General features: G+C 68.2%; 12 protein-coding genes and 1 pseudogene. 6 read left to right on the forward strand and 7 right to left on the reverse strand.

What is annotated here, in order from left to right; translation table 11 throughout:
* The 3 genes and pseudogenes from B3D50_RS07170 to B3D50_RS07180 all read left to right on the forward strand — a co-directional run.
* Positions 1 to 517 (forward strand): annotated as a pseudogene (locus B3D50_RS07170) (erythrose-4-phosphate dehydrogenase); the annotation flags it as partial.
* The gene (locus B3D50_RS07175; RefSeq protein WP_269299294.1) at positions 517 to 774 is read left to right on the forward strand and encodes a hypothetical protein; all 258 of its coding nucleotides are present in this window, start codon (positions 517 to 519) and stop codon (positions 772 to 774) included. The pseudogene B3D50_RS07170 and the gene B3D50_RS07175, both read left to right, overlap by 1 nt.
* Before the next feature lie 32 nt (positions 775 to 806).
* On the forward strand, positions 807 to 2,003 hold the full coding sequence (locus B3D50_RS07180; protein WP_286950420.1) for a phosphoglycerate kinase: 1,197 nt from the start codon (positions 807 to 809) through the stop codon (positions 2,001 to 2,003).
* A gap of 51 nt (positions 2,004 to 2,054) precedes the next feature.
* Here B3D50_RS07180 and B3D50_RS07185 read toward each other — a convergent pair whose 3' ends face one another.
* Positions 2,055 to 2,456 carry a hypothetical protein gene (locus B3D50_RS07185; RefSeq protein ID WP_286950422.1) on the reverse strand — a complete coding sequence of 134 codons (402 nt, stop codon included), beginning with the start codon at positions 2,454 to 2,456 and terminating at the stop codon, positions 2,055 to 2,057.
* Between the two features lie 156 nt (positions 2,457 to 2,612).
* Here B3D50_RS07185 and fba point away from each other — a divergent pair, with 156 nt between their 5' ends.
* Positions 2,613 to 3,677 (forward strand): class II fructose-bisphosphate aldolase, encoded by a 1,065-nt coding sequence (fba, locus tag B3D50_RS07190; RefSeq protein ID WP_003165803.1) that lies wholly within the window; start codon positions 2,613 to 2,615, stop codon positions 3,675 to 3,677.
* 67 nt (positions 3,678 to 3,744) lie between these two features.
* On the opposite strand, the gene B3D50_RS07195 is transcribed toward fba, so the two are convergent.
* Positions 3,745 to 4,383 carry a DUF2799 domain-containing protein gene (locus tag B3D50_RS07195; RefSeq protein WP_286950423.1) on the reverse strand — a complete coding sequence of 213 codons (639 nt, stop codon included), beginning with the start codon at positions 4,381 to 4,383 and terminating at the stop codon, positions 3,745 to 3,747.
* A gap of 75 nt (positions 4,384 to 4,458) precedes the next feature.
* Between B3D50_RS07195 and B3D50_RS07200 the strand changes: the two genes are divergently transcribed.
* Both B3D50_RS07200 and rpoH read left to right on the forward strand, forming a co-directional pair.
* Positions 4,459 to 5,484: an RluA family pseudouridine synthase gene (locus tag B3D50_RS07200; protein WP_269299846.1), complete on the forward strand. Its 1,026-nt coding sequence runs from the start codon at positions 4,459 to 4,461 to the stop codon at positions 5,482 to 5,484.
* Positions 5,485 to 5,713: 229 nt separating this feature from the next.
* Positions 5,714 to 6,598, forward strand: coding sequence for an RNA polymerase sigma factor RpoH (rpoH, locus tag B3D50_RS07205; RefSeq protein ID WP_286950425.1), 885 nt, complete (start codon positions 5,714 to 5,716; stop codon positions 6,596 to 6,598).
* Positions 6,599 to 6,613: 15 nt separating this feature from the next.
* Here the strand turns inward: rpoH and B3D50_RS07210 are convergent, their stop codons facing one another.
* The 5 genes from B3D50_RS07210 to B3D50_RS07230 form a co-directional block, all read right to left on the reverse strand.
* On the reverse strand, positions 6,614 to 7,420 hold the full coding sequence (locus B3D50_RS07210; RefSeq protein ID WP_286950426.1) for a response regulator: 807 nt from the start codon (positions 7,418 to 7,420) through the stop codon (positions 6,614 to 6,616).
* A gap of 77 nt (positions 7,421 to 7,497) precedes the next feature.
* The gene (locus B3D50_RS07215) at positions 7,498 to 8,793 is read right to left on the reverse strand and encodes an adenylosuccinate synthase (protein WP_128720539.1); all 1,296 of its coding nucleotides are present in this window, start codon (positions 8,791 to 8,793) and stop codon (positions 7,498 to 7,500) included.
* Positions 8,794 to 8,883: 90 nt separating this feature from the next.
* Positions 8,884 to 10,044 (reverse strand): phosphoserine transaminase, encoded by a 1,161-nt coding sequence (locus B3D50_RS07220; RefSeq protein WP_286950429.1) that lies wholly within the window; start codon positions 10,042 to 10,044, stop codon positions 8,884 to 8,886.
* Positions 10,045 to 10,096: 52 nt separating this feature from the next.
* Positions 10,097 to 11,032 (reverse strand): J domain-containing protein, encoded by a 936-nt coding sequence (locus B3D50_RS07225; protein ID WP_286950431.1) that lies wholly within the window; start codon positions 11,030 to 11,032, stop codon positions 10,097 to 10,099.
* 80 nt (positions 11,033 to 11,112) lie between these two features.
* The coding region (locus B3D50_RS07230; protein WP_286950433.1) for a glycoside hydrolase/phage tail family protein at positions 11,113 to 13,390 on the reverse strand (2,278 nt) is incomplete at its 5' end.

Genomic DNA, 13,390 nt, shown 5'->3' on the forward strand with positions numbered 1-13,390 from the left:
GCTGCACGACCTGTTCGGCATCGAGCGCGGCTATATGACCACCATCCACGCCTACACCGGCGACCAGCCGACGCTGGATACGATGCACAAGGATCTGTACCGCGGCCGCGCCGCCGCCCTGTCGATGATCCCGACCTCGACCGGCGCCGCCAAGGCCCTGGGCCTGGTCCTACCGGAACTGAAGGGCAAGCTGGACGGCTCGTCGATCCGCGTTCCGACCCCGAACGTCTCGGTCGTCGACCTGAAGGTCGTCGCCGGTCGCGAAGTCACCGTCGAGGAAATCAACGCCGCCCTGCTGGCCGCCGCGAACGGCCCGATGAGCGGCGTCCTGGCCACGACCACCGACCCGCTGGTCTCGGTCGACCTGAACCACGTCGCCGCCTCCTCGACCGCCGCCCTGCCCCAGACGCAGGTCGTCGACGGCAAGCTGGCCCGCGTCCTGACCTGGTACGACAACGAGTGGGGCTTCGCGACCCGCATGGCCGACACCGCCCTGGTGATGGCGAAGTTCCTGTAATGATCAAGTGGGCGTGTACTGTTGCGCTTTGGGCAGCAGGCACGTTTCTTGGACTGCTACTCATGATGGGCGGCGACGTTCTTTCGCCGCCCATTTTGACGCTCGCCTTCATTGTATGGCTGGCCGGCGTCATCTGGGGCGCTAGATGCCATCAGGGCAAAGCCTACTGGATATTGCTTATCGGCAGCGCAATATCCTTGATCGTAGGGCCAATACTCTGGCCGCTGCTTTACGCACTAATGACGCTTCTTCACTGACCTCCTGCCTTCCCAACAAGGGCGTTAATATCATGACCTTCCGCACCCTCGACGACGTTTCCGACCTTTCGGGCAAGGCCGCCATGGTCCGCGTGGACTTCAACGTGCCGATGGAGGACGGAAACGTCACCGATGACACTCGTCTGAAGGCCGCCCTGCCGACCATCCACCGCCTGCGCGAGGCGGGCGCCAAGGTGGTGCTGCTGGCCCACTTCGATCGTCCCAAGGGCGAGCGCGTGCCGTCGATGAGCCTGAAGCCCGTCGTCCAGCCGCTGGAGCTGCTGCTGCACGGCCCCGTGCGCTTCGCTGACCACTGCGTGGGCGATGAGGCCAAGGCCGCCGTGGCCGATCTGGACGCCGGCGGCGTGCTGCTGCTGGAAAACGTCCGCTTCCACAAGGGCGAGGAAAAGAACGATCCGGCCTTCGCCCAGCAGTTGGCGGAACTGGGCGACCTCTACGTCAACGACGCCTTCTCGGCCGCGCACCGCGCCCATGCCTCGACCGAGGGGCTGGCCCGCCTGCTGCCCGCCTATGCCGGTTGCGCCATGGCGCGCGAGCTTGAGGCGCTGGACGCCGCGCTCGGCAAGCCGCAGAAGCCGGTCATCGGCATCGTCGGCGGCGCCAAGGTCTCGACCAAACTCGACCTGCTGAAGAACCTGGTCGCCAAGCTGGACTATCTGGCCATCGGCGGCGGCATGGCCAACACCTTCCTGTTCGCCCAGGGCGTCGATGTCGGCGGTTCGCTGTGCGAGAAGGATCTGGCCGACACCGCCCGCGAGATCATCGAGGAAGCCCGCCGTCAGGGCTGTGAGCTGCTGCTGCCGGTCGATGTGGTGGTGGCCAAGGGCGTCAAGCCGGGCATCGAATCGGGCGTCCGCGCTCTGGACCGCATCGCCGCCGACGACCTGATCCTGGACGCCGGGCCGGAGACCGTCGCCCGCCTGAACCGCGCCATGGACCTGTCCAAGACCCTGATCTGGAACGGTCCGCTGGGCGTGTTCGAGGTTCCGCCCTTCGACAAGGCCACGGTCGAGGCCGCCAAACACGCCGCCGAACTGGCCAAGGCGGGCAAGCTGGTCGCCGTGGCCGGCGGCGGCGACACTGTCGCGGCCCTGAACCACGCAGGCACGGCCGACGACATGACCTTCGTCTCTACCGCGGGCGGCGCCTTCCTGGAATGGATGGAAGGCAAGGTTCTGCCGGGCGTCGAGGCCCTGCGCGCCGCCTAAAAACGTCAAGGCGAGGGCTGTTCGCGGCCCTCGCCCCTGATGCCCGAAGCTTCAGTCTTCGCCGTCCAGGTCGACGGCGCGCGCGACCAGATCGCGCCACGTCGGATCGGTGTCGTCCACCAGATCGACGTCGTCCAGCAGGGCCACCGCCCCGCCGCCGTCGGGCAGGATCAGACCCAGCACCTCCATCAGATCGCCATCGGGCCCGACATGGGCCTCGGCCTGGACGATCACCGCCGCCTGTTCGCCGTCGTCTTCCCACCAGATGACCGGCTGGGGCAGTTCCATATCGATGACGCGCGCCTCTTCGGTGTCGCCCAGGGCGAAGACGGCCTTGCCCGCCTGAACGTCGTCCAGCGTCGCCACGGCCCCGTTGAAGGGCGTCAGCCGCGACCAGTCGTCGACGTCGAAACCGCCGCCGTCCTCATCCAGCGCATCATCGTTCTGGCTCATCGTCGTTCCTTGATCTGGCGCCGCACAGGCGCTGGACCACTTAGGGGCTGCGCGTCCAAAGTCCACCACGCTTGCGCCCTGTCACATCGGCGTGACTTCCCCCGCCCGACCGGCTAAGACCTCGGGCAAAATCATATCTGGTTCAGGAGACTATCCATGGCGCGCATCACGCTGCGACAACTGCTCGACCACGCGGCGGAGCACGACTACGGCCTGCCCGCCTACAACATCAACAACATGGAGCAGGGCCTGGCCATCATGGAGGCCGCCGACGCTGTCAATGCGCCGGTCATCATCCAGGCCTCGCGCGGCGCCCGCTCCTACGCCAACGACGTCGTCCTGGCCAAGCTGATCGACGCCCTGGCCGAACTGTATCCGCACATCCCGGTCTGCATGCACCAGGACCACGGCAACGGCCCGGCCACCTGCGCCACCGCCATCCAGTACGGCTTCACCTCGGTGATGATGGACGGCTCGCTGGAAGAAGACGCCAAGACCCCCGCCTCCTACGAATACAACGTCGACGTGACGCGCCGCGTCACCGAGATGGCCCACAGCTGCGGCGTCTCGGTCGAGGGCGAACTGGGCGTGCTGGGTTCGCTGGAGACCGGCATGGGCGAGGCCGAAGACGGCCACGGCTTTGAGGGCAAGCTGGACCACTCGGCCCTGCTGACCGACCCGGATCAGGCGGTCGACTTCGTCAAGGCCACCAAGGTCGACGCCCTGGCCATCGCCATGGGCACCTCGCACGGCGCCTATAAGTTCACGCGCCAGCCGGACGGCGAAGTCCTGGCCATGAACGTGATCGAGGAAATCCACCGTCGCCTGCCCAACACCCACCTGGTGATGCACGGCTCGTCCTCGGTGCCGCAGGATCTGCAGGACATCATCAACGCCTATGGCGGCCAGATGCCCCAGACCTGGGGCGTGCCGGTCGAGGAAATCCAGCGCGGCATCAAGAACGGCGTGCGCAAGGTGAACATCGACACCGACAACCGCATGGCCATGACCGGCGCCATCCGCAAGCTGCTGGCCGAGAAGCCGGGCGAGTTCGACCCGCGCGCCTATCTGAAGCCCGCCAAGGAAGCCATGCGCAAGCTGTGCCAGGAGCGCTATCTGCAGTTCGGCTGCGAAGGCATGGCCTCCAAGATCAAGCCCCTGTCCACCGCCCAGATGGCCAAGCGCTACGCTTCGGGCGAACTGGACCCGCGCATCGGCTGATCGCCGGTCGCGTCCTGATCAGACTGAAACGCCCGCCTTCGTCGACCGGAGGCGGGCGTTTTCATGTTCACCAGACGCCGTAGCGGCCGCCCATCGCCCCGCGCACCGCCCGCGCCTCGATCTCTGCGTAGTGAAGCGCTTCTTCGGCCTGGCGCGCATCGCGACGGGCGTCGCGAATTTCATCACGCACTTCACGGATACGGTCGCGGATGCGGCGGCGCTCCTCGTCGGTCAGGCCGTCCTGGCGCAGTTCGCGCTGCTTGGCCTCCAGCTTGTCCTCGCGATTGTCGATGCGGCTGATCGCCGAGTTCAACGCGCTCTCGGCAGACGCCACCGCCTGCTCGACCGCATGGATGCGCCGCCCGTCCTCATAGGCAGGCAGGAAGTCTCGCTCCTCGGCCGGGGCGCAGACCCCGCCATAGCTGTTCCCTTCGCGCCCCTGCCGGAAGCCGTTCTCCCAGGTGCAATAGGTCCGCAGCCCGTCTTCACGCGAGGCGAGATAGGCGCTCATGTTCGGCGCCACCCCGTATTTGGCGCAGGCCTTGGCGTGCTCGTCCAGGCGGCTGACCTGGCGTCCGGCCGCGCCGTCGCGCCAGCCCTGACCGCCCCAGTCGCCGACCAGGCACTGATCCTCGTTCATGGTGGCGCAGCCCGACAACAGCGCCAGGCCTGAAACGGCGACAACGGCGGCGATCAGCGACTTCATCTTCGGCCTCTCCAGGGGCGTTTTCGCGTTTGAGGTCTGATGCGCCTCTGCACGCAAGCCATGCTATTTCGCCTTATGGCCGATGAACCTTTGCTGACGGAAGACGACGAAACGCTCGAGGATGCGCCGCGCGCCGCAGAACGACTTCAGGCGCGCATCGACGCGCCGGGCGTGCGTCTCGACAAGGCTCTGGCTGAGGCCTTCCCGACCCTGTCGCGCGCCCGGCTCCAGGCCCTGCTGGCCGATGGCGCCGTCACCCGCGACGGCCAGACGGTCTCCAACGGTTCGGCCAAGGCCCAAACCGGTCTCTATGTGGTCGCCCTGCCGCCCGTCGCCCAGGCCACGCCCCAGCCGGAAGCCATCCCCCTGACGGTGCTGTTCGAGGACGCCGACCTGATCGTCATCGACAAGGCGCCTGGCATGGCCGCCCACCCGGCGCCGGGCTGCGAGACCGGCACCCTGGTCAACGCCCTTCTGGCCCACTGCGGCGACAGTCTCTCCGGCATCGGCGGCGTCGCCCGCCCCGGCATCGTCCACCGTCTGGACAAGGACACCTCGGGCGTCATGGTCGCCGCCAAGTCCGACCGCGCCCACTCAGGCCTCTCCGCCCTGTTCGCCGCCCATGACATCGAGCGCACCTATGTGGCCCTGACGCGCGGCGCGCCCTCGCCCGAAAAGGGCCGCATCCAGACCCAGATCGGCCGCTCCAGCGGCGACCGCAAGAAGATGGCCGTGCTGCGCTCCGGCGGACGCGAGGCGATCACTGACTATGTGGTTCAGCAGACCTTCGGCCGCCCGGCCAAGGCGTCGAACGCCCCCCTGGCGGCTCGCGTCGCCTGCACCCTACACACCGGCCGCACCCACCAGATCCGCGTCCACATGGCGTCCAAGGGCGCGCCCCTGCTCGGCGATCCCGTCTACGGCTCGGGCAGCCCCGCCGCCCCCGTCCGCGCCGCCGTCGAGGCGTCCGGCTTGAAACGCCAGGCCCTACACGCCGCCGTCCTCGGCTTCGTCCACCCCGTCACCGGCCAACCGCTTCGCTTCGAAACCGCCCCGCCGGACGACATGCAACGCCTCGAAGCCCTGCTGTCCGAACTCTGACGCTCCGGACCGGCGTCCAACTGCGCCAAACTGTCCGCTTTATTAGCAACAATATCTGTGCTAGATAATGACAGCGACGGCGAAGGACTGAACATCGCCGCCGAATTGGGACAATCCGCCCCTTTCGCTTCGGGCAACGGATTCCCATCTTGTCAGTTGAGGGGCGAGGTGATGATGCACGTCATGTGGTCGGAGCCGCAACGCCAGCTCATGTAGCCGGAGGGACCATATGGCCAACAATACGCTGACGGTGATGTCGCCTGAACAGGGACTGTCCCGTTATCTTACGGAAATCCGTAAGTTTCCCATGCTGACCAAGGATGAGGAGTTCATGCTCGCCAAGCGGTGGAGCGAACACCAGGATCCTGAGGCCGCCCACCGTCTCGTGACCTCGCACCTGCGCCTCGTGGCCAAGATCGCCATGGGTTATCGCGGCTACGGCCTGCCGATCGGCGAAGTGATCTCCGAGGGCAACGTCGGCCTGATGCAGGCCGTCAAGAAATTCGATCCCGACAAGGGCTTCCGCCTGGCGACCTACGCCATGTGGTGGATTCGCGCCTCGATCCAGGAATACATCCTGCGCTCCTGGTCCCTCGTGAAGATGGGCACCACGGCCGCCCAGAAGAAGCTCTTCTTCAACCTGCGCAAGGCCAAGAGCCAGATCTCGGCTTTCGAGGAAGGCGACCTGCACCCTGAACATCTGACGGCCATCGCCACCAAGCTGGGCGTGTCGGAAGAAGAGGTCGTCAACATGAACCGCCGCCTCGGCGGCGACGCCTCGCTGAACGCTCCTCTGCGCGCGGACGGCGAAAGCGAGTGGCAGGACTGGCTGGCCGACGACAACGCCGTCAGCCAGGAGACTCAACTTGCCGAAAACGAGGAAAAGTCGATCCGCATGAGCCTGCTGCAAGAGGCCATGGAGGAACTGACCGACCGCGAGAAGCACATCCTGACCGAGCGCCGCCTCAAGGACGACCCGGTCACGCTGGAAGAACTCGCCGGCCAGTACGGCGTCAGCCGCGAGCGCGTGCGTCAGATCGAGGTGCGGGCCTTCGAAAAGCTGCAGAAGGCCATGCGCGCCGCAGCCGAGGAACGGAACCTGGTCGACGCCTGACGTCGACCCGTCTCCCTACCCCGCCCGCGCCAGCGTCTCGGGCGGCGCCAGCTTCAGCACCGCCTGAACCGGCGCCGTCAGCGCGGCCTTAGTCGGCGCGCCGGCCGCCAGCACCGTATCCAGCCCCGCCGCGGCGATCGCCAGCGGCGCGTCGCCGGTCTTGATGGCCAGCGCCTTCAACGTCTCGGCCTGCTGCTTGATGGCTCGCACGGCCTGCATCGGATCGCTGTCGAACTGCGTCAGGGCCGAAAACAGGATCCGCATCGCCTGGTCCTTGACCGCCACGGCCGCCTCGGCGCCGGAACGCGGCTTGTCCGCCTTGCGCTTCTGCGGCCCGGCGTAGTCGTCCGAGTTGAAGCGCCGCCGATCCGGGCCGACATAGCCCACCGCCTCGACCCAGTCGCGCGGCTTGGTCGCCAGGTTCTCGATCCGTCGTTGCAGATCGCCGCTGGTGAAGGGTTTTCTCAGGAATTCGTGCACGCCGGAATCCCGCGCGCCCTTGATGGCGCTGGCGGTCGCCTCGGCCGTCACCATGATGATCGGCGCGCGGCGGCATGACAGGCTGGAGCGACGGATGCGCCGCACCAGGGCCTCGCCGTCCAGCTTCGGCCCCGCTCGCTCGGTGCAGATCAGGCCCGGCTCCATCTCGCGCGCCAGGTCCAGCACCCGCGCCTCGTCGCTCTCGACCACGACTTCGCGCGATCCGAACCCCTTCAGCAGGTCCATCAGCAGGCGCGCAGCGGCGGGATTGGGGTCGACGATCAGCACACGCCGAACCACCGGCGCGATCCTCTGCATCGTCTTGGCGTCTAGGGCGAACACGGGGCGAGCTCCATTCCAGAGCCCGACCCTATGCCCCACGGGTTAAGGCGATGTTGCCTCAACCCAAAAACGTAAACTCAACCCTGGAAGGGATCGCGCATCAGGATAGTGTCGTCGCGCTCTGGGCTGGTCGACAGCAGGGCCACCGGCGCGCCGATCAACTCCTCGATCCGCCGCACATACTTCAACGCATGGGCGTTCAGATCCTTGAAGCTGCGGACGCCAGCCGTGCTTTCGTTCCAGCCTTCCAGCTCCTCGAACACCGGCTCGGCCGAGGCCTGATCCTTCAGGCTGGACGGCAGATAGTCCAGCACCTCGCCGTTGATACGATAGCCGACGCAGATTTTTAGCGTCTTCAACCCGTCCAGCACGTCCAGCTTGGTCAGGGCGATGCCGTCGATGCCGTTGATCGCCACCGACTGGCGCACCAGCACCGCGTCGAACCAGCCGCAGCGACGCGCCCGGCCGGTGTTTACGCCCACCTCGCGGCCCACCACCGCCAGATGCTCGCCGACCTCATCGTTCAGTTCGCAGGCGAAGGGGCCCTCGCCGACGCGGGTCGTATAGGCCTTCACGATGCCCAGCACATAGCCGACGCCGCGCGGACCGACGCCCGACCCCGCCGCCGCCTGACCGGCGATGGTGTTCGAACTGGTCACATAGGGATAGGTGCCGTGATCCACGTCCAGGAAGGCGCCCTGCGCTCCCTCGAACAGCACGCGCTTGCCCGCCTTCTGCGCGGCGTCCAGCACCCGCCACGCCGGTTTGACATAGGGCAGGATCTTCGGCGCGATCTCCAGCAGTTGCGCCAGCAGCGCCGCCGGGTCGATCGGCTCCAGCCCCAGACCCGCGCGCAGCGGATCGTGGTGCGAGCGCAGGCGGTCGATCTTGATCTTCAGGTCGTCTTCATTGGCCAGATCGCAGACGCGGATGGCCCGACGGCCCACCTTGTCCTCATAGGCGGGGCCGATGCCGCGGCCGGTCGTGCCGATCTTGGCGCCCGGCGCGCTGGCGGCGGCCTCGCGCGCCACGTCCAGCGCCGGATGGATCGGCAGGATCAGGCAGGCGTTGTCCGCGATGGTCAGGATATCCGGCGTGATCGCCACGCCCTGAGCCTGGATCTTCTCGATCTCGCCGACCAGGTGCCAGGGGTCCACGACCACGCCGTTGCCGATGATCGAGGGCTTGCCCTGCACCACGCCCGACGGCAGCAGCGCCAGCTTGTAGACCTTGCCGTCGACGACCAGCGTATGCCCAGCGTTATGGCCGCCCTGGAACCGCACGACCATGTCGGCCCGGTTCGACAGCCAGTCGACAATCTTGCCCTTGCCCTCGTCGCCCCATTGGGCGCCGACCACTGCGACGTTAGCCAAGACCGTTTCTCCGCAATCCAGAATGCGGTGGGAGCCTATAACCCCTGAATCGTCCGGAGTCGCCCCACTCCAACGGAATGAGGTGCAGAATTATCCCGCCAACTCGCCGACCGCCGTCTGGAACGCCCATTCCAGCCAAGGCGTCGCGGCCACGACGTCCGCCGTCTCGACCGTGCAGCCGCACCACAGGCGCAGGCCTGGAGGCGCATAACGATGCGGCTCCATGTCATAGACCGCCCCCTCGCCTTCCAGCAGCGCCTTGAACCGCTTCACGAAGGCCTTCTGTCCCGCCTCGTCCATCGCCGCGATGCGCGGATCGACGAACTTCAGACAGACCGACGTGGTCGAGCGGATTTCGGGCCGCTGCGGCAGGAAGTCGATCCAGTCGGTCCGCTCCACCCACTCGGCCAGGGCCGCATAGTTGGCGTCGGTGCGCGCGATCAACGCGGGCAAACCGCCTGCGCCCTTCGCCCAGTCCAGCGCGTCGATCCAGTCCTCGATGGTCAGGACCGAGAAGGTGTTCATCACCACCCCATCCGCCAGGGTCCGGTCGAAACCCTTCTTGTCGACGATCCGCAGCACCTTGGGCACGGCCCGATCGGGGCGATACGCATCCAGCCGCGCCACGGCGCGCGGCGACAGCACCATCAGGCCGATGCCCGCCTCTCCGCCCAGCGCCTTCTGGAAGCTGAAGGTCGTCACATCCAGCTTTTCCCACGGCAGATCCATCGCAAACGCCGCCGAGGTCGCGTCGCAGATGGTCAACCCCTCGCGGTCGTCGGCGATCCAGTCCCCGTCCGGCACGCGCACGCCCGAGGTCGTGCCGTTCCACGGAAACACCACATCCTTCTTCGGATCGACCTTGGACAGGTCCGGCAACTCGCCCCACGGCGCCGTCAGCACTTCCGGCTCCAGCTTCAGGTGGTCGCGCACATCTGTCGCCCAGACCTGGCCGAAATTCTCATAGGCGACGACCTGCACCGGCCGCTCGCCCAGCATGCACCACAACGCCGCCTCGACCGCGCCGGTGTCCGACCCCGGCGTATAGAGCAGCACATAGTCGTCCGGCGGGCTCAGCACTTCGCGCGTCAGCTTCAGCCCATGCGCGAACCGCTCGGCCACCTCCGGCGCGCGGATGCCCCGGCCCATCAGGTTCGTCGGCAGCCCCGCCAGCGACCAACCCGGACGCTTGGCCGTCGGCCCGGCCGAGAACCAGGGGCGAGCGGGCTTGGCGGCGGGCTTGGGCGTCATGACGGTCTCTACAGTCTCGGGGAGGAGAAGAAGGAAGTAGGCCCTTAGGCCATCAACGGCCGGGCTTATAGGGCCGGCGCTCACGCCATTCGGTCGCAAACCGGACCAGTTCGTCGTCCGGCGTCTCCGGCAGCGTCACCACCAGTTTCGCCAGCAGATCGCCGCGCTTGCCGTTCGCATAGGCGCCGCGCCCCTTCAGCCGCAGCACCTTGCCCGAGTTCGAGCCCTTGGGGATGGTCATCATCACCGCGCCCTCGGGCGTCGGCACCTGGATCTTGCCGCCCAGCACCGCGTCCGGAACCGACACCGGCAGATCCATCGTCAGATCGGCGCCGTCGCGCTTGAACACCGGGTGCGGCTGGATACGAAGCTCGATCAGGGCGTCGCCCGCCTGACCGCCCCGCCCCGGCGCGCCCTGCCCCTTCAGCCGGATCACCTGGCCTTCGGAAGCCCCCTTGGGAATGGCCACATCCAGCATCCGCCCGTCCGAGAACTGGATGCGCCGCGTCGTCCCGGCGATGGCGTCCTCCAGGCTGATGTCCAGAGTCGCCCGCACGTCCTGGCCGCGCCCGCCGCCGAACCCACGCCCGGCCCCACGCCCGCCGCCGCCGAAAGCGCCAAAAATCTCTTCCAGATCGATGTCGTCGAAGCTGGCCCGGCCGCCGGGGCCGCCCTCGCCGCGCCCGCCGAAGCCGAAGCCCCCGAAACCGCCGCCGCCCGGCCGTCCGCCCTGCGCCCCGCCGCCGAAGCCGCGGAACTGCTCGCGTCCGTCGGCGTCGATCTCGCCGCGATCATATTTGGCTCGTTTCTCGGCGTCGCCCAACAGGTCGAAGGCGGCGGTGATGCGCTTGAACCGTTCCTCGGCGGCCTTGTCGCCGGGATTCTTGTCGGGGTGCAATTCCTTAGCCAGCTTGCGGAACGCCTTCTTGATCTCGTCCGCGCTCGCGCCCTTGGAAACGCCCAGTTCCTGATAGGGATCGCCAGCCAATTTTCGCTCCACTCCGGATCAATACAGACCAGAGCGTCAGTTAAGCCATGCGCCCGCCCGCCGAAAGGGGCCGACATGGTTTAGATCGGCGACATCAACGGCGCCACCGCCTCGGCCCCCCAGCCGAAAGCCTCGCCCCACTGGGCCACGGCGACGCGGGCGATGCTTACGCCATCCGGAAAATCCACCCCCGCCTCTGCCCCGCCATAGACGGCCGCAAGCCCCTCGACCTCCCAGACCCGACGCACGACGGCGCCGTCCAGCACCCGCACCCGGAACCACCACGGATCGACCTCGACCGACTCTCCCTCCCAGCCGTCGCCGCCCAGGCGCACGCGCGGCAGCCAATCCAGTCGCCATCCGCCGCCCTCTGGGCTCGCCTTCAGATGCGCCGGTCGCCATGGCGCCGCATTCCGATTGGCCCAGGAGAAGCCGACCTCCGTCGTCCCCGCCCCGCCCGGCGGCGCGCCTGCCGGCCCCGCTCGCCAGATCCGGGGCAATCCGCGCTCGACTGCATCGACCTCGGCGCGCGCCATGCCACGCTCCAGCACGACGACCAGCGCCTCCGCTTCCGCCCCGCGCGCCGCCGCCTCTTCCGTCCCCTGCTGCCCGCGCAACAGGCCGCTCAACCGCCACACGTCTCCGCCGACCAGTTCGGCCCGGCGGAACTGCACCAGCTCCCATCCGCCCGCACTGCGCACCGCCAGCAGATTGGCGCCCGACAGCACCGCGCTGGGCGTCTCGTCCCAGTCCAGCCGCTCGACGCGCCAGTCGCCCGCACGGCCCTCCACCGCCGTCACATCGCCCGGCTCCAGCCTCAGCGCCTCCAGCGGCCCCAGCTTCAACGTCAGCCGCTCGGCCGCCTCGCCCGCCAACAGCCGCTGCGCCGCCGCCGTCGCCAGCCCGACCCCAACAACAGCAGGCAGAGCCGCATCCACCCCGCCGCCTTCGCCCTCGCCGCGCACCGTCACGGCGCCCAGCTGATAGTCCGCCGCCTCATCGATAAAGCGCAGCCGCGCTGCGCCGGGCCGAGGCGTCAGCCGCCGATCCGCCGCCGCGCTCCCGCCCTTGTCCGGCAGGGCCAGCGCCGCCTGATCCAGCGTCATCTCCCGCGCCGTCTCGCCCAGCACGGCCACCCGGCCATCCCGCTCCGCCGTCGTCGCCCCCAGCGCCTGCACCAGCGGCGACAGCGCATCCTTCGTCGCCATCGGCCGGTCGATGACATAGCCCGTCACCGCACCATCTACCGCCCCGACCGTATAGTCCGCCTCGCTCAGGCCGCCGCGCTTCAGAATAGCCTCGATCAGCCCGCGCGCATCGCCGCCCATCCGCCCATTCAGCCAGTGCCCCGTGCGCCAGGCGCCCGCATCCGCCCACACCTCATGCAGCGCCGGAAACGCCGGATAGGGCCGCGCGTCCCAGCACCAGACATCCGCCCCTTCCAGCATCCGCTCGCCATAGACGCCCGAGACCGGGTTGTTCGCCGGCTGCGCATATTGCTCCAACACCGCCTCGATCAGCCGCCGCTGCATCCGGTCGTCGCGCGCGCCGGTCGAGTGCGGCGGCAAGGCGTTCTCGCTGCTCTTGGGATCCTGGAACAGGTTCGGCGCATTGCCCCCGCGATCCACTGCCGCACAGCCGAACTCGGTCAGCCGAATAGGCTTCATCCCCGGAACCCAGGCCGTCGGCGCCGCCTGCCGCACGCCGCCGACGCGCTCATGGTGCGCGTTCGACCACCAGCCCTTCAGATCCTTGTAACGCCAGATCCAGTCCTCGCCGTGGGCGCCGTCCTTGATCGCCGTGCGCCGCTGCGCCGCCCGATCCGCCGCGCTGGCGTAGAACCAGTCATACCCCTCGCCGCCCGCGACCTGCGCCGCCAGATAAGCCGGATCCGACGGCCCCTTGAAGTCTTCGGCATCCCGCCCGCCGGCACCCCCGCGCCAGTCGCCCATCGGCGGATACCAGTCGATGCCGACGTAATCGATGTTCGGGTCCGCCCACAGCGGATCGAGGTGAAACCGAACCTCTCCATCCCTCTGCCAGCCGAAATACTCCGACCAGTCAGCGGCGTAGCTCAGCTTGACCCGCGCCCCGACCACCGCCCGGCACTCGGCCGCCAGCGCCCGAAACTGCGCCACCGCCGGAAAGCCCCCGCCCGCATCCCGCGTCCAGGTCAGCCCCCGCATCTCCGAGCCGATCAGCAGGCCGTCCGCCCCCTCATCCGCCGCCATCCCGGCATAATGCAGCGCCAGCCGCCTCAGCCCCCAGCCGCCCGCCGTGCCGAACAGGGCCGCGACCTCGGCCGTCGCCCCCGCCCCGTCCGTCCCGGCTATCCGCCCCCGCCACGGATAGCCGGGG

It is taken from the genome of Brevundimonas sp. UBA7507 (assembly GCF_002478355.1).
Classification (GTDB): domain Bacteria; phylum Pseudomonadota; class Alphaproteobacteria; order Caulobacterales; family Caulobacteraceae; genus Brevundimonas; species Brevundimonas diminuta_D.

Excerpts from the sequence above, each read along its gene's own strand:
- B3D50_RS07200 (WP_269299846.1), top strand. The coding sequence starts at position 4,459 with ATGGCCGATGAACCTTTGCTGACGGAAGACGACGAAACGCTCGAGGAT.
- B3D50_RS07175 (WP_269299294.1), top strand. The coding sequence starts at position 517 with ATGATCAAGTGGGCGTGTACTGTTGCGCTTTGGGCAGCAGGCACGTTT.
- B3D50_RS07185 (WP_286950422.1), bottom strand. The coding sequence starts at position 2,456 with ATGAGCCAGAACGATGATGCGCTGGATGAGGACGGCGGCGGTTTCGAC.
- rpoH (WP_286950425.1), top strand. The coding sequence starts at position 5,714 with ATGGCCAACAATACGCTGACGGTGATGTCGCCTGAACAGGGACTGTCC.
- B3D50_RS07180 (WP_286950420.1), top strand. The coding sequence starts at position 807 with ATGACCTTCCGCACCCTCGACGACGTTTCCGACCTTTCGGGCAAGGCC.
- fba (WP_003165803.1), top strand. The coding sequence starts at position 2,613 with ATGGCGCGCATCACGCTGCGACAACTGCTCGACCACGCGGCGGAGCAC.
- B3D50_RS07220 (WP_286950429.1), bottom strand. The coding sequence starts at position 10,044 with ATGACGCCCAAGCCCGCCGCCAAGCCCGCTCGCCCCTGGTTCTCGGCC.
- B3D50_RS07195 (WP_286950423.1), bottom strand. The coding sequence starts at position 4,383 with ATGAAGTCGCTGATCGCCGCCGTTGTCGCCGTTTCAGGCCTGGCGCTG.